19 protein-coding genes are annotated in these 16252 nt (G+C 46.0%); 9 read left to right on the forward strand and 10 right to left on the reverse strand.

What is annotated here, in order from left to right; genetic code table 11:
* Positions 1-5 precede the first annotated feature (5 nt).
* Positions 6-437: a hypothetical protein gene (locus MMY81_RS30565; protein WP_252315794.1), complete on the reverse strand. Its 432-nt coding sequence runs from the start codon at positions 435-437 to the stop codon at positions 6-8.
* 496 nt (positions 438-933) lie between these two features.
* Here MMY81_RS30565 and MMY81_RS30570 point away from each other — a divergent pair, with 496 nt between their 5' ends.
* The 9 genes from MMY81_RS30570 to MMY81_RS30600 all read left to right on the forward strand — a co-directional run bounded on the left by MMY81_RS30570 (position 934) and on the right by MMY81_RS30600 (position 6567).
* Complete coding sequence (locus MMY81_RS30570) at positions 934-1368, forward strand: hypothetical protein (protein ID WP_252315795.1); 435 nt, start codon at positions 934-936, stop codon at positions 1366-1368.
* The gene (locus tag MMY81_RS30575) at positions 1338-1877 is read left to right on the forward strand and encodes a hypothetical protein (RefSeq protein ID WP_252315796.1); all 540 of its coding nucleotides are present in this window, start codon (positions 1338-1340) and stop codon (positions 1875-1877) included. Before MMY81_RS30570 ends, MMY81_RS30575 begins: the two co-directional genes overlap by 31 nt.
* Positions 1878-1910: 33 nt before the next feature.
* On the forward strand, positions 1911-3212 hold the full coding sequence (locus tag MMY81_RS30580; RefSeq protein ID WP_252315797.1) for an ABC transporter permease family protein: 1302 nt from the start codon (positions 1911-1913) through the stop codon (positions 3210-3212).
* Positions 3212-3874 carry an ABC transporter ATP-binding protein gene (locus MMY81_RS30585; RefSeq protein WP_252315798.1) on the forward strand — a complete coding sequence of 221 codons (663 nt, stop codon included), beginning with the start codon at positions 3212-3214 and terminating at the stop codon, positions 3872-3874. The genes MMY81_RS30580 and MMY81_RS30585 overlap by 1 nt, the downstream gene beginning before the upstream one ends.
* Before the next feature lie 125 nt (positions 3875-3999).
* Positions 4000-4299, forward strand: a complete 300-nt coding sequence (locus MMY81_RS36070) for a TIGR04104 family putative zinc finger protein (protein WP_374563214.1) — start codon at positions 4000-4002, stop codon at positions 4297-4299.
* An 81-nt stretch (positions 4300-4380) separates the two neighbouring features.
* Entirely contained in the window at positions 4381-4680 is a 300-nt protein-coding gene (locus tag MMY81_RS30590) for a TIGR04104 family putative zinc finger protein (RefSeq protein ID WP_252315799.1), read from the forward strand.
* 69 nt (positions 4681-4749) lie between these two features.
* Positions 4750-5070, forward strand: a complete 321-nt coding sequence (locus MMY81_RS36075; RefSeq protein WP_374563218.1) for a TIGR04104 family putative zinc finger protein — start codon at positions 4750-4752, stop codon at positions 5068-5070.
* A 57-nt stretch (positions 5071-5127) separates the two neighbouring features.
* Positions 5128-5817, forward strand: a complete 690-nt coding sequence (locus tag MMY81_RS30595) for a hypothetical protein (protein ID WP_252315800.1) — start codon at positions 5128-5130, stop codon at positions 5815-5817.
* 90 nt (positions 5818-5907) lie between these two features.
* Positions 5908-6567, forward strand: coding sequence for a hypothetical protein (locus MMY81_RS30600; protein ID WP_252315801.1), 660 nt, complete (start codon positions 5908-5910; stop codon positions 6565-6567).
* Between the two features lie 419 nt (positions 6568-6986).
* Here the strand turns inward: MMY81_RS30600 and MMY81_RS30605 are convergent, their stop codons facing one another.
* The 9 genes from MMY81_RS30605 to MMY81_RS30645 form a co-directional block, all read right to left on the reverse strand.
* Positions 6987-8510, reverse strand: coding sequence for an acyl-CoA carboxylase subunit beta (locus tag MMY81_RS30605; RefSeq protein WP_252315802.1), 1524 nt, complete (start codon positions 8508-8510; stop codon positions 6987-6989).
* Positions 8511-8533: 23 nt separating this feature from the next.
* A complete protein-coding gene (locus MMY81_RS30610) occupies positions 8534-9676 on the reverse strand; it encodes an acyl-CoA dehydrogenase family protein (protein WP_252315803.1) in 1143 nt (380 codons plus the stop codon).
* 61 nt (positions 9677-9737) lie between these two features.
* The gene (locus tag MMY81_RS30615; protein WP_252315804.1) at positions 9738-10520 is read right to left on the reverse strand and encodes an enoyl-CoA hydratase-related protein; all 783 of its coding nucleotides are present in this window, start codon (positions 10518-10520) and stop codon (positions 9738-9740) included.
* Positions 10521-10542: 22 nt separating this feature from the next.
* A complete protein-coding gene (locus tag MMY81_RS30620; RefSeq protein ID WP_252315805.1) occupies positions 10543-10755 on the reverse strand; it encodes an acetyl-CoA carboxylase biotin carboxyl carrier protein subunit in 213 nt (70 codons plus the stop codon).
* A 69-nt stretch (positions 10756-10824) separates the two neighbouring features.
* Entirely contained in the window at positions 10825-11289 is a 465-nt protein-coding gene (locus MMY81_RS30625) for a nucleoside deaminase (protein WP_252315806.1), read from the reverse strand.
* Positions 11290-11360: 71 nt separating this feature from the next.
* Positions 11361-13307: an aconitate hydratase gene (locus tag MMY81_RS30630; protein WP_252315807.1), complete on the reverse strand. Its 1947-nt coding sequence runs from the start codon at positions 13305-13307 to the stop codon at positions 11361-11363.
* Between the two features lie 117 nt (positions 13308-13424).
* Positions 13425-14285 (reverse strand): aminoglycoside 6-adenylyltransferase, encoded by an 861-nt coding sequence (locus tag MMY81_RS30635; protein ID WP_252315808.1) that lies wholly within the window; start codon positions 14283-14285, stop codon positions 13425-13427.
* Positions 14286-14305: 20 nt separating this feature from the next.
* Positions 14306-15703: a PrpR N-terminal domain-containing protein gene (locus MMY81_RS33540; RefSeq protein WP_252315809.1), complete on the reverse strand. Its 1398-nt coding sequence runs from the start codon at positions 15701-15703 to the stop codon at positions 14306-14308.
* A gap of 53 nt (positions 15704-15756) precedes the next feature.
* Positions 15757-16026 (reverse strand): PrpR N-terminal domain-containing protein, encoded by a 270-nt coding sequence (locus tag MMY81_RS30645; protein WP_252315810.1) that lies wholly within the window; start codon positions 16024-16026, stop codon positions 15757-15759.
* Positions 16027-16252: the final 226 nt, after the last annotated feature.

The following is a 16252-nucleotide window of genomic DNA, read 5'->3' on the forward strand; positions in this document are numbered from 1 at the left end:
GTTAATTATATGAGAAGGAGTGTATATAGAAAAAGAAGAAAGAGATGTATTCCTACCATAACGACCTTCATACATCCTTTTCCACGAAATGCATTAAACAGACCAAAAACAGCACACAATGGGCCTAGGGCCAATAAAAGAATGGCTACTACTCCCTCCATAAATCCATTCGCTATCGTCAGCCCTAGCGTGATAATAAGCAGTACAAAAAGAAGGAAAGCCCAAAATATCGATGAGTGGATACTCTTTTTCTCTTTTTCTTTAACCCACTCAAGGGCTACCACGAGGTAAAAATCTTCCTCCCCCTGTTTTTCATGATGGGAAAGAAAAGCATCAATGAGTTTTCGCTCTGCCTGGGAATGAACGAACGCCGGCCCCTCTGTGATATCTTTATTTAACCGCCTGCTTTTTATCATCATTTCTTCTAAAAACTCCATGTTTTTGACCGCTGTTTTATAGTCTCTTCTCTTAATTTTCTTCGATTCGCGTTGTCTAAGCGACGCGTGCGTTAAGAAGCGAAAACTCGATATTAGTACTACGATCAATATTCTGTAAAAGAAACGTTTCATTATAAAAATAACCCCTTTGACCAATGTACAAAATTTGAAACCTAGCATCTCACATGGTGAACCAAGCATTTCCTCCAACGACGTAATGCTTTTCTTAAGAAGAAATCTCATCGGGAGAAGAGGAATTGCAACTTACTGAAATCGCCATCAATAAATGATAAAGTAAATATTTGTAAGAAATGAAAGAGTCACAGCCTTTACCAACGAAGTTTAGCGTGTAATCGTTATATATTAAGATAGACTGTTATTCCTCAATTAATTTACAAATGCTACCATAATGAGAGAAGGAAGGAAAGCGTGGCGCCACGCTTTCCTTTTGTGCTGTGCTCTACCAAACTATGTAATCTACTAGGCGGACGATTTAATGACATCTGATATTAACATACATAAAAAATGGATAAATGGAATATGGATACTTCTCTTGGTTTTGCTGATGTCGCTATATTTGTTGTCAGCGACCATGACCTACGCCAATATTTTGACCAATGGCTTTATTCATAAAGACGCTGTCCACCTAAACGTAACAGAAGAAGAACTAGCGTTGATAGAAGAGGGGTTGGAAGAGATGGAACCGTCCATGCTCATCCAATACGACGCAGAAACCGCCCCCTTAAAACAAGTCTACCGCAACAGCACCGAGATGGCACTTCCTCCCTTTAAAGAAGCGGATAGTCACAATGAATGCCTGGTGATACGGGGCGAACAAGGTCCCTCGGATGTCCCTTGTGAAGCTACGGCCCTTTTTGATGCCCGAACAGCCATCAGCTCATGCGCGAAGCCTGGCTTGTTCAGCCGATGAACGATTTATCAATAGAAGAGGGGAACCTGGTTATTCTACAGACACGCTCGGGTCAAACATCCCAAGCACTCGAAGAAGCAACCGATACATTGATAGACGAATGGAACGTCCTGGATATCCAAACCAGCGGGTCCTACCAGCTGCAGTCGAATCAGTGGCTTACCGTTATCATTTCTGCGGGCACTGTTTTCCTTTCCCTCGCATTTCTTATAGGAATGGCAATGTATATGAAAGGGAGGCGTGCCGCCGTTATCATTTGGCACTACCACGGCTGGCCCGGCTTTCATATATGGCGGTATCTTTACTTTCCCTGGTTACTCACCTTATTTTTTCAGGGGATATTGGTCTTCTTGGGCTTTTCTGTCCTATCAACGCTAAACGTTATACCAACATGGAACGAGAGATGGCTGCTCGAAGGGGGCTTATCGATGGCCTTGCTTTTTACTACGATAATAGGGATGAGCTTATGGCATATTCGGATGGTTATAAAAAAAGGAGGCGCGCAATAATACTCGGCTTAGCATAAAAAAGGAGGGAGCACATTGAAACGACTGCACATCCTATTCCAACACACCAAACTCATTAATATAGCTCTCATAGTCGCCGCCACTGTTTTCTTCGCTCTGGTATTTATTGGTGTATTAAACGCCGGCTATGGCAGCGTAGAATCGGAAACAAGCCACACGCTCGACGGAAACAACTTATATCGCACAGTCGATACCATGTACGATGAAGAAAGTGAACAGGCTTTTTACAACCAGGAGGACAGTTTTCAGCAGCTGCAGGCCTATAATACGTCCCTACGCGAACAGGACACGTTCGATTTTTACTACGCCAATTCGCAGCCCATAGGCATTCTTGATTTCGATGGCCCGGCTGTCTTTGACAGCGGGTATCCCTACGGTGAAGAGACCCAATATTGGGAGCTGGATAGTGGGTCGTATCGCCTGATTGAATCGGTCCAAATGAACAACACTGCACTGGAATCCAATCGCGTCGAAACAAAGTCTGGAGAAACATTTCACGAAGGGGACTATACTTTCTCTACTGAGTCTTTACCCGTGTTGTTGGGAAATGACTATGCGTCTTATTTCGACGTAGGGGACACGGTCATCATCGCCCATTTCTTTCAACCTATGGAAGCCGAAGTGGCAGGGATTTTAGAACCTTCCACGACCATCATTGGCTCGAGCGAAACGGAGTATAACCTGGACCGGGCGATGGTATTACCCGAAGTGCTCCCTACCCCGGCACAAGCACAGGCGTTAGATGAGAGCAATGAAGAAACAGACGAATCGATTTTCACTGAAATCACGTTACTGTCAGGCACCGGCGGCATGTTGTTATCCGAAGCCAATGACATTGATGTAAGGCAGGGGCTTCATAACGCGCAAGATGAGAGCGGATTTACCGAATCGACGATTATTAACCAGGATATGGCGGGAGTGAGTGCCCTTTCCCGCATGACTCAGCAAAATACGACGCTGGTTTATACTGTGCTCAGTGCGCTTCTTGTCCTGATTGGCGGCAGTTTTTTCGGTTTGCTTCTCTATAAAATAAAAAAGAATCTTGATGTGTTAAGCATGCTGCTCGTATATGGCATGACTAAAGGTCAGCTCATCCGCATGCTGCTTAGCGAATCCATGTTTTATGCAGGCATAGGGTTTGTAGTTTCCAGCTTTATCGCCTTTCTATTTTGGGGCGAATCGCTTTCTATTCTCAGCATATACCTCGGGGTCAGTTTCGCCTTAGGATTACTTATTTTCGCCGGGCTTGCCATCTTCATTCGGTTCGCTATTCAACAGGCCCCGCTTACGAAACAAATCAAACAGGGAGGAATATAATGGAGGCACTATTGTCTTTACAGTCAATAAGCAAAGCGTACGGCAGAAAGCGGGTATTGGATGATGTTTCGCTGGATATAGCCCGTGGCTCACTGACCGCCATCCAGGGGAGAAGCGGGTCCGGAAAAAGCACCTTGCTTAACATCATGGCCGGACTCGAAACCAAATACAGAGGAAGCTATCACTTTCAGTCTATTGCCATGCATTCCAGAAAAGATAGCGCCCTCGCGGATGTCCGACGCTCCAACATGGGCTACATTACCCAGCATACTCCTGTCATTCCGAATGTAACTCTGTGGGATAACGTCTGTTTCCCGGTTTACGCTGAAAAGAACTCTCTGGAGAAGCAGCAAAAAATAGCCCGCGCCGAAGATTTACTCTATAAGCTCGGTATCGAGTCGCTAAGAGACAATAAAGTGGCTGAATTATCTGGTGGGGAGCTGAAGCGGTTGGGTATCGCTCGTGCATTATTATCCTCCCCAGAGCTTCTTCTTGCAGATGAACCAACTGGATCTTTGGACGATGAAACTGCAGAAGAATTAATATCCCTTTTTCACACACTCCATCAAGAGAGAACGACTATCGTAATTGTTACACACAGCAACAAGATAGCATCCGAGTGTACAGATAAATGGCTGCTTAAAGATGGCCGGCTCCAATAATTTCTCAACCACTATAATGGGAAAAGGCGGCTCCCTAAATAAAACGAGAAAAATTGGACGTCTTTTTATTCGGAATGCTAAAATGGTTTAAATAGTAAATTTTTACATATATAAGGAGGGATAGTGTGCCGACCTGCCAGAACTGTTTTCGTACATTAAAATGGAAGCATACGGGAGCCCATTTTTTCTGGATTCACTCGAGTATTACTTGTCCATTCTGTGGGGCAACGCAATACCCGGCAGCTCGTGAACGAAAGATAGAAATTGGAATATCGCAGCTTATTCTCGTTCTTATATTCATCTATCATATCGCTACGGATAATTCGGCGGTTACTATCGGTTTGTTTTCAGTTGAAATATTAGCATATGCGGCCTTTCATCCTTTGCTTTTAAAAATATCGAATCAAAAAGAAAAGCTCTTTTGAGTGAGAGGTATAGTAGATACAAATAAAGAGGAACGTCTTCTTACAGTAAAATAGAAATAACATAGATAAGGAGGCAATACCATGCCTGCATGCCAAAGCTGTTCTTATACATGGAGTTGGGGTGAAGTGACGAAGAAGTCCTTTACCACAAGCTCCTATATGAAATGCCCGGAGTGTGAAGAAAAACAATATCCCACTGCTCGTTCCAGAAAATTAGCTAGCGGTTCGTCTTTCGTATTTATCGCGTTGATTATGTTTATATCTTTCTATATGGAGACGTGGATTGCTATTTTAGCTTTATTTATTCCGGTTTTCTTAATACAAGTTGCGATATATCCTTGGTATCTTAGCCTATCAAACGAAGAAGAATCGGTGTTTTAAATAGATTTTCTTCAGAAAGTAAACATGTAATGGTTTATTGTTAACCCTATCTGCAAAAGGAGGTTTCGTATGAGACCGGTATGTCAGAACTGCTCACGCACCTGGACATGGTGGGATGTGGCCAAACATTCCTTCAGTATTCGAAAATATATAGTGTGCCCATACTGCCGGGTGAAGCAATACGCGACCAAAGCTTCAATTAGATTCGAGTTTGTTGTGTGTTACTCTATTTTTTTCGTCTTTCTGACTACGTATATTAGAACAGATTCCCTAACACCACCGATAGCTGTATTTCTCATTCTTTTCGGATGCTACCAAACGATTTATCCTTTTTTTCACAGAGTATCCAATACAAAAGAAGGTTTGTTTCAATCATTCCGTCCCCAATAATACATAGAAAAAGGGACCAAACACCGAAAGTGCGAACATCGACAAAGGAGCTTACATATGAAAAAAGCACCCATTCTCCTGAGCTTGGTCCTGTTATTTATTATGGGATACACTGCGGGGATAACCGAAACCAATGAAACATCCGAAGTGGAAGACATCGTACAAGAGGCTATCCACACCCACGAAAACATCGATTCCGTATATGAACAAGTGGAATCCTCTTATGAGGAGGAAGGGGTAGTTAATATTTCGAATGTATGGGTCTACAGTGATGGAAGCGACAAAGGGTACCGCATTGAAAATACCAGTGGCGAGGCAGCCTATGGAAACGTTAATGGAACAGGGTATCGTCTCAACAAAGAAGAAAACACTCTCTATCAATTCGCCGAAAACCCCGACGAAAAACTTCAGAACCAAGAAATGTTAGCAAGGACACTTGAACATATGATGTCGAATGACGAATATAGCCTGCGCTATGGAGGAGAGGAAGATATAAACGGCACCCCTGCAAACAAAGTAATATTCGAAGGAGAAACAAGTGAAACCGAAGGCAATCAATATGAAGTCTGGTTTGACGAGGAATCCCATTATAGGCTGCAGGAAAAAAACATTATAGGAGAAGGGGATGACCTCATCACAACGGTAGTAGACCACGATACGAACATAGAACATGACCCAGAGTTATTTTCTTTATTGAATCTGAAGGATGAGAATACAACGACTATCTACGGGGAGCCCGAACTCTAATCCCTTTTAATAAAAAACACTCCCAAAAACTTTCTAAACAACTATTATAATAAATGATTGTTAATACGACTAACCATTAGGAGTGGGCCAATGTTTAAGAACGTGATGTATTTATCCGGTGTTGTTTTAATAGCAACGGCTTGTGCACAAGGTGAGAATAACGAGGAAGAAGCAGCAGCAAATATAGTAGATCATGCAATGGAAGTACATAGGAACGCATCGTCCTATCATGAAGAAATGTTAACTGCTTCGGATGATATGGAAGGCGAATCCACTACTAAAACATGGGTTTATCAAGAAGATGACATAACGTCTTATCGTATTGAAGACGAGAGCGAAAACCGGATTATAGCAAACGATAATGGCGCTATGTATGAGTATTTTGAAAACGATAACGAAAACTACCAATACGACGCAGACCCTGAAAAAAGAACTCAAAATCAAGAGAGATTCGTAAGTACCCTGGAATCATTAAAAGAACAAGGTGATGTGAGGTTTGAAGGTGAAGAGCAAATAGAAGGAGTAACCGCTGATAAGATCGTATTTGATGGTGAGCAAACTATTGAAATGTGGTTTGACCAGGAAACTAACTATCGTATCCAAGAAAAAAGCATCACCAGCGATGGCGGAGAAACAACTTCATTAATAACAGATTATGAATTAGATATTGAGTACGATGAAAGTTTTTATTCACTGAAAGACGTTATAGATGATGACACGGCAATTATCGAAGAAGATCCGGAAGCGTAAGAAATTTTAATGAGTCTGAACTCCAAAAAACGCTAAGAAGAATGCATTCGTGATTTGATGTTGTTGAATTTGACGCAGTTATAAAAACATTCTGTTTTAAATCTCTCATCTCATTAATAGTAGTTTACTTAACTAGTGATACCAGAAAGAAAGCTTTTTATTTAACTTCCGATAATATATATTATGTAAACAAGATTTAAAAAATAAGCTTTTTTCAGAAATCAGCTGTTTCTTATATCCCTCTCCACACATTAACTCTGCATATCATTTTATACGTGTGAAGCAATGTCTGCACGTCTAAACTTTTTAACAAATACCAATCATCATACCCGCGGCCACTTGCCAGATCGTTTTATGGCCGCAGTTCATCATGTGCCATCCGATGCATTACCTGCGATCTGTTCACGCATAATTTTGTGCTAAACAGGATATACCCCGTGTTTACGATCCGTAAAGGTTGTTTGTTTCGTCTGGTACGCGCTGAATCTGGAAATAAGTTCGTTTCTAAGTGTATCCGGCTCAATTACTGCATCAACTACCAGATCCGAAGCCAATCGGTAAATATCGATATTTTCCTTATATTCTTCTCTTTTTTCCTTTAAAAAAGCAGGACGGTCTTCTTCGGGAAGTTCCTGTATCTTATTCGCATACACAGCGTTTACGGCCGCTTCCGGTCCCATTACAGCAATTTGTGCCTGTGGAAATGCCAGACAGCAGTCCGGTTCAAACGCCGGCCCGGCCATCGCATACAGGCCTGCTCCATAGGCTTTACGCACAATGACAGAGATTTTAGGGACTGTCGCTTCTGCCATAGCGGCAATCATCTTTGCTCCGTGACGGATAATTCCCGCCCGCTCGACCTTGCTGCCAATCATAAATCCTGGAATATCTGCTAAGAACACGAGCGGAATCCCAAAGGCGTCACAGAGCGCAATAAATTTGGCAGCTTTATCGGCGGAGTCCTGAAACAGCACGCCTCCCTTAACTTTTGGCTGATTGGCCACTATTCCTACTGCTTTCCCGTCAATACGGGCCAGCACGGTAATCAGTTCCGGTGCGAACGTCTTTTTTACATCAAACATCGAGTTCTTGTCCACCAGCCGATCGAGCAGGTCATACATATTAAAAGGCGCGTTCTGGTTGGCTGGAATCATTTCATTGATGGACTCCTGCACCGCCGGCTGCACACCGCCAGGAAAATCGCGGGCTTCCGAGCCGTAATTGGATGGAAAATACTCCAAATAAGCTTTTGCCTGCGCTATGGCATCCTGTTCATCTTCTGCGAGCACATCCCCGCATCCGGAAACTGAGCAGTGCATTTCTGCTCCGCCCATTTCTTCCAGGCTGACTTTTTCTCCAATAACCATCTCTGCCATCCGAGGTGAACCAAGATACATCGACGCATTTCCTTTTACCATAATCACAAGATCACAGAAAGCCGGAATATAGGCACCGCCCGCAGCAGACGGACCAAAAAGCAGACATACCTGGGGCACTTTCCCGGATAATTTTACCTGATTGTAAAAAATTCGCCCGGCTCCCCTTCTGCCTGGAAACATTTCAATCTGATCGGTGATCCGCGCGCCGGCTGAATCCACCAAATACAGCATCGGCAGACGAAGGCGATCCGCCTTTTCTTGAATACGGATAATCTTTTCGACCGTTCTGGCGCCCCAGGATCCCGCTTTAACCGTGGAATCATTAGCCATAAAACAGACATCGCGTCCATTCATCTTCCCAATACCCGTTACGACTCCATCTGCCGGGAGACACTCTGTCTCATAGTTGGCAAACTTTCCGTCCTCTATCTTTATTTCTTCGTCAAATAGGAGAGCCAGACGCTCTCTGACAAACAATTTGCCTTTCTCGGCGTTGTTTGAGTGGTATTTCTCTGCTCCGCCCTGCTCTATTTTCTGTTCTTTCTGCCGATGTTCGCTTTTCATAGCAGCCTCCTTTTATCTAATGATCAGCATCCCAGCTGCCGGGCAATAACAAGCCGCTGTATTTCGGATGTGCCCTCGCCTATTTCCATCAGCTTGGTGTCCCGGAGCATTCGTTCAATGCCATATTCCCTCATGTAACCGTAGCCGCCGTGAATCTGCAGCGACTGATTGCACGTTCTGGACGCCATTTCTGAAGCGAACAGTTTGGCGTAGGCAGCTTCTTTTGTAAAGGGGCTGTTATGATCCTTGAGCCAGGCCGCTTTTCGGACCATATTCTGCGCCAGCTCAATTTCCATCGCCATATCCGCTAATTTAAACTGAATGGCCTGAAACGAAGAAATCTTCGTCCCAAACTGTTTACGCTCCTGGGAATACTGCAGCGCCTTTTCAAAAGCACCGCGGGCAATTCCGACCGCAAGCGCGGCAATCGAAATACGGCCGCCGTCGAGCGTATGCAGAAACTGTTTGAATCCTTTCGCCGGATCTCCCAGCAGATTATCTGCAGGAACCCGCACATCATCCAGAACCAGCTCACACGTATTGGAACCGCGGACCCCCATTTTGTTGTAGGGACTTGTAATCGTAAACCCTTTCGCATCCGGCGGTACGATAATAGCAGAAATAATATTCCGTCCGCGTTCATCTTTACCGGTGACCGCGGTAACGATAATTGAGCGGGCATACTGGGCGTTGGTGATCCAGCACTTTTCCCCGGTAATCCGGTACTCCCCGTCTTCGAGGACTGCTGTTGTTCTCGTGCCGCCTGCATCAGAGCCGGCGTTTGGTTCGGTCAGACCAAATGCCCCAAGTGTTTCTCCTTTAGCAAGCGGAATCAGGTAGTCCTGCTTCTGCTGTTCAGTACCGTAATAATAAATCGGCGCGGCCCCGAGGGACACGGCAGCTGCGTAGCTAAGCCCGGTGCTGCCGCATGCCTTTCCTATTTCTTCAACGGCCAGCGTATAGGAAATGGTATCTCCCCCTGATCCGCCGTATTCTTCCGGAAACGGAATGCCCATCAGGCCTAGCTTTCCCATCTGCTGAAAGGTATCTATTGGAAATACGGCCTGCTCATCTACTTGCTCCGCCCGGGGGGCAATCACTTCTTTCGCAAAATCACGGGCAAGAGCGGCCACCATTTTCTGCTCCTCCGTTAACTCAAAGTTCATTAGAAACCCTCCTTCCTATAAAGCGTTTATTTCTTTACCCGGCGAGGTTTATCACTATCAGCTACCTGCCCTTGTATACAGGTAACCGCTTTTCCCGGAAGGCGTTTAGACCTTCCAGGCGGTCCTCAGTGAAAAGCGTTGCTTCATAAGCCTGTTGTTCGATTAATAAACCAGCCTCCAGTCCGGCATCGGTTCCATTCGTTACAGCAGCCTTCGCTTGTCTAACGGCAATAGGTGCATTCCTGCAGATTGCATCTGTCATTTCGGCTATTTTTTCTGGAAGCCTTTCAGAAGGTACTACATGTTCTAAGAGACCGATCGACAACGCTTCGGCCGTATCTATTTTTTTAGCTGTGAAAATAAGCTCTTTGGCTTTTGCTGTCCCAATAATGCGTGGCAGTCTTTGCGTGCCGCCGGCTCCAGGAATAACGCCAAGAGAGGTTTCTGTCAATCCGATTTTGATATGATCGGCTGCCATCCGGATATCGCAGGCTAAAGCAAGCTCCAGACCGCCGCCAAAAGCACTGCCATTAAGAACCGCAAGCGTCGGCTGCGGCATATCCGCCAGCTGGTTAACGACGGAGCCGATTAGAGCAACAGTGTCTTTTGTTTCCGATGGCGTCATCTGCGCCCGCTCTTTAAGGTCGGCTCCAGCGCAGAACGCTTTGTGTCCTTCACCAGTCAGTACAACACACCTCACGTCCGGTTGAGAAGCTAAAGCTTCGATTCCTTCGGCAAGTGTATGCAGAAGCTCAATCGATAAGGCATTGGCCGCTTCCGGGCGTCTCAGGGTTAGTGCAGCCGTTCCATTTGGATGAATCGTCCAATTCACTAGTTCCGGCAATTGTATCCTCCCCCTGACTGCTTTATTCAAGCTCGATAAGAATATCGCCTTCCTCTACAAAATCCCCTTCTTTTTTATGAATGGCATGCACCTTTCCGTTTTCTGTCGATTCCATCGGTATTTCCATTTTCATGGATTCCAGTATCGCTATTTCCTGCCCTATGACAACATCTTCTCCGACCGCTGTTGTGATTTTCCAGATGCTTCCTGACATTTCGGCTTTTACTTGTTTCATTGCAGGCCTCCTATATAAATAATTAAATAAAGCGCTTTCAAAATTAACCATAACACTTCCCTTCCATCATCAGTACCTGGTCTTATCGGTTTTTTTGTTCCACGTGCGGAAAGGGTCGCGGTTCTCTTGCCTGAGCTCGATAAAAGGAATCGATCGTCTCCCTCTCTCCTGATTCAGCTCATCGTAAATACGGGCATCGTCAAATCCTGCTTCAGCAGCATCACTTCGGGTCCCTGCATAATAGACCGCGTCCAGTCCTGCCCAGTAGATGGCTCCAAAACACATGGGACAAGGCTCGCAGCTGCTGTACAGGATGCAGCCGTCCAGCTTGAAATCATCCAGCTTCCGGCATGCTTCCTGTATAGCTACTATTTCGGCATGCGCCGTCGGATTCCTGTTTTTTGTTACCATATTTTTTCCTGTACTTATTTCGATCCCCTGTTTCACGATAACCGCCCCGAATGGACCGCCTCCTTCTGAAATGCTTTGTTCCGCAAGCGCTGCGGCCCGCTGTATGTATTGTTGATGGGTCATAGTATCTCTCCTTATAGTTATAAAAATAACATCAGCCCGGGGGATTCAACCCGGGCTGATGTTTCAAGCAGCTAGTGCTGTGTTTCTCCTTTTTTGATCCAGTTGATCATGCCGCCTTCCAGCATAATTTCAATCTGCCTTCCGGACATGGCGTGTTCTACTTCTATAGAGGATTTGCCTTTAACCTCTGCGGTAAGAACGGCAGAATCCTGCAGAGACTGACGAAGATTTTTAAAAATGATCACGTCATCCTGCTCCAGCAGGTCATAGTCGGACTCGTTAACAAACGTAAGCGGTACGACGCCGAAATTAACAAGGTTCTGCCAGTGGATTCGGGCAAAATCCTTTACGATTACGACGCGGAGCCCTAGGTACCTTGGCGCAAGAGCTGCATGCTCCCGGCTTGATCCCTGGCCGTAGTTGCTTCCGCCGATAATCGCGTGGCCGCCATCATCCCGTGATGCCATCGACCGCTCGTAGTAGGACTTGTCAAGTTTTTCAAATGTAAACTTGCTGATCTCCGGCAGATTGCTTCGAAACGGCAGCACCCGGCCGCCGCCTGCCAGAATTTCATCCGTTGATACGTCATCTCCTGTTTTAAATCCAACGACAACTTCCAGTTCATCCGGAAGGCTGTCAAATTCCGGAATCGCTTCGATATTCGGTCCTTTGGATAAACGAATTTCTTTTGCTTCTTCATACGGATATGGGTGCATCAACAGTTCATTATTAATCGCAGGCTTAGGGATATCTATCTGCGGATATTCCATATCAAGCTCCCGAGGATCGGTAATCTTTCCTGTAAGAGCAGAAGCAGCTGCCGTTTCCGGACTGCATAAAAACACGCTGTCGTCGAGCGTACCCGAACGACCCGGGAAGTTACGCGGAACGGTACGGAGGCTGTTCTTTCCAGATGCGGGTGCCTGTCCCATCCCGATACAGCCGTTACAGCCGGCCTGATGAAGTCTGGCCCCTGCATCAATAAGGTGGGAAAGGTTGCCCGTATTGATTAAGTCAGTGAGCGTTTCGCGTGACGACGGGTTAATATCAAGTGACACGCCGGCAGCAATCGATCTACCTTTCATAATCTGCGCAACAATAGCAAAGTCTCTGTACCCTGGGTTTGCAGAAGAACCAATGTAGGACTGGTAAATAGGCTCGCCAGCCGCTTCGCGGACAGGGACAACGTTACCAGGGCTGGACGGTCTTGCGATCATCGGCTCCAGCTCAGACAGGTTGATTTCCTCGTGTTCGTCGTAGGCCGCATCCTCATCAGCCAGAAGCTCAACCCAATCCTCTCCGCGCTCTTCCATCTCCAGAAAATGGCGGACCTGTTCGTCCGACGGGAATACGGAGGTCGTCGCTCCCAGCTCCGCCCCCATGTTGGCAATAACGTGGCGGTCCATAGCAGTTAAGTTGGCAAGAGCCGGTCCGTAGTATTCAATTACTCTGCCGACACCGCCTTTAACTCCGTGGCGGCGCAGCAGTTCCAAAATAATATCTTTTGCACTTACCCAGTCCGGCAGCTTTCCTGTAAGCTTCACGCCCCATACTTTCGGCATTTTTACATAAACTGGTTCACCAGCGGCTGCCATCGCGACTTCAATACCGCCCGCTCCCATTGCAAACATACCGAGTGATCCTGCTGCACACGTATGACTGTCTGAGCCGAGCAGCGTTTTTCCCGGCTTACCCAAACGCTGCATATGAACCGGGTGGCTCACTCCGTTACCCGGCTTACTGTAGTAAATACCAAACCGCTGTGCCGCGCTCTGCAGAAATAAATGGTCATCCGGATTTTTATAATCCTCCTGGATCAGATTATGGTCTACGTACTGCGCGGAGACCTCTGTTTTCACGCGCTCGATTCCCATCGCTTCAAGCTCGAGCATAACAAGCGTACCGGTAGCATCCTGGGTGAGCGTCTGGTCAATTTTTAATCCAATTTCTTCGCCCTGCTTCATGTCACCGGAAATCAGATGATCACCAATCAATTTTTGCGTTACATTTTTCCCCATTTTTTCGTCCCCCTTTTAATAGAATATTCGGATAATCGTTTTCATGAAAAGGTTAATGGATTATTCTCCCTCTTCTTCCTCTCCTACCCCAATTGGTTTTTAAGAAAACAATCCCTTTTATCTATCCGGCTTCTGAGAATTTGCGTAAAGATCTTCCAAATACCTGTACACATTTTTGGGCTCTTCGACTTCATAGGCTATCCCTAGAGTTTCTGCTGTTTTCACGGTTAGTTCCAGAAACAAGTCCCCCATGCGAAATAAAGCCCTCCAAATAGAAGCGACGTCCGGTTTAGGAAAAGCAGATTGGAGATGCTGCCATATGTCATGATCTAAATAGAACGGCAGGTATTTATAGCTTTTCCCCATATTAATCATAAAATGGTGCGGGGCAGCTGTATGCCAGGCCGTCATCTTCAGCAGCATTTCCCGCATGAGTCCCACATGGTCCATAGCATAGAGAATTTCAGAGCGCCATGCTCCTTTAGCCACATAGGTCGACAGCCACCAAAATTCATTGCAGCAGTCATGAAAGGCGGCGAAATCTGGTGGCTGTAGATAATGGCTCCGCTCCGAAGGTAATTCGAGTGCCGGAAAAAGGGCATCTTTATCCAATAAAACAACGATCAAGCTGTCTTCTTCCATATACAAGGGTACTTCTGACCGCAGCAGGAGGGTAAGATCGATTCGATTACCGCCGGTAAACAGCATCAAAAACGCAAAGCGGTGTTTTCGCCCGGATCCTCCATTCATCTCATCCGGAGTTTGCATAATTAGCATGTCTCCGAATTCCTTCAGCCACTCCCGCTGCTGAATAAAAGGCTTCAGGTCATCGACGACGTACACCACGTCAAAATCCTGCATCACGTCCGGGCTGCTGTTCGGATTAACTCTGGATCCGTTCAGGCATACGGCTCTTACTGCCGGTTCTGCCTGTGCTTTTTTTGCAAGCATCGCTAGAATCTCTTCCTCGTCTCTCATGCAGCTGCCTCCTGGTTCTATTATTTAGCCTCCGCTTCTTTTAATCGGCGCCAAAGCGTAGAGCGGTTAATACCAAGTCTTTTGGCAGCGGTGCTTTGATTGTAATTTTCCTGTTTTACGACCCGCATAATGATATCCAGCTCTATTTCTTTTAATGATCTTGTAAGGTCTACCGTTTCTGGAATGCCGGTCTGCTGCTTCGATACCGTATCCTCCTTTTCTAAATACACGGTTTTGGAATTGGCCACCGTCCGCTCTATTGCATCGGAGAGCTCTGACAGGTTGTGCTCCCACGGCTGTTTTTTCCAATAGGCAAGCAGCCTGCTGCCTATTCCTACCACCTGCTTGCCATATTTAACGTTCGCCAGGGAAATGAACAGGCGGGCATAATCCTCAAGATGATCGATCCGCTCCCGCAGCGGGGGAAGCGTAATGCTTTTCACAAAATCAGGCATGTCTTCGTTCCGCGTCTGATCCGTGACAAAAAAAACAAGAGCGCTTGTGTTTTCTGATGCCTGCCATAGACTTTTTTTCTGATCGTCTCTAAGGGAGTCCCACCCCTTCATGTAATACGTTCCTTTAGAGGATTTCAGCAGTCTTTCTAGCTCCATGAACGTATCCGCATGCATCCGATTTTCTATTGTGACCTGCCAGATATCATGGGAATAGCTGTGCCTGGACTGATGCATCGCATACGCTAATGATTTTTTTCCGGTTCCCGGGGCACCTCTCAGTAGAAATGCTGAAGTGTCCGCTGCACTCCTGAAGTATTCCATTTCTTCCTTTAAACCCGGGTCGGTTTCGCTCAGCTGCGCAAAAGAAATCACCCCTGTCCGAAACGGCTGAACGGACAATCCTTCGCGGTCCAATGCATACCGGCTCTCTTCTATACATTTCACCAAATAGTGGGGAGTTTCCTGCACATCCAGGCTCGTTCCTTCAATAATTATTTGGCGTCCGTGCACTTCTGCTTTTTCCTGTATAAACGGCTTGCCGATGCAGCGCAGCAGCATGCGGCTTACCGTGGACTCCATGTTTTGTATATACTCATGCTTCTCAAACATATGGGCAAACGCTGGATTCATATAGCGGACTTTCCCCGTGTCTTCAAATAGGATAATGCCGTCGGACAGCGTATGCATCATGGACTGATAAGCGGTGGTTTCCTGCTTGTTTTTTAACAGCACACGGCCGATCTGTTCAGCCTGAAGAAGGGCCTGGGCGACCGATTCCCTCCCGGAAGTAATCATAATGCCTTTCAGACCAAATTTTTCTGCAAAGCTCATCGTCACCGCATCCCCGATGATCAACGTCGTTCCATTCTCCCAGGCCTCATATACGGCACGCTCTGTCTCAGCGGGCGTGTTTACTTTCGTGTATGGGATAGATAATGCCAGCAGCTTGGAGACTTCACTCACGCCGTTGCAGACGCTTGGAAACCCGATTACCCGCGCCTTTTCTTTGGTACCCCTCACAGCAGCAGCGTACGCAGAATATCAAAACCGGATACGTCTATCTCAACAAGCGGTACTGCGGCACTTCCTTTAATCGTTGCTGCCGTCAACCCGCGGCTGACAATCACGTCGACGCCGCGTTCTTCGAGAAGCGCTGCCTGCCGAAGCGCATCCACTTCCCGGGTCACACTCATGTCTATTTCAATTCCATTGAGTAAAGCTGCCTGATCGAGCACCACATGCTCCAGTCCTCTGTATGGGGCAAGTACACCAATTTTTACTGTCATTTCCATCTCCTTTTAAAAAGTGTTTCATATTTAAACAATAATTGTCTGGATGTTGCAATTTTAAATGCTTGCTGTAACAATCATTATAAGTTTATGAAAGCGTTTGTCAATTCGTGATGATTCATTTTTATAAAAAAGGAAAGGAAAAGAAACGACGGTTTTGTCTTTCTTTTCTTTTTAACCCGCACGATTGAAAGCGTTTACTAAAAAGGAGGAACAGGTAGCA

The organism is Sinobaca sp. H24 (assembly GCF_023845525.1).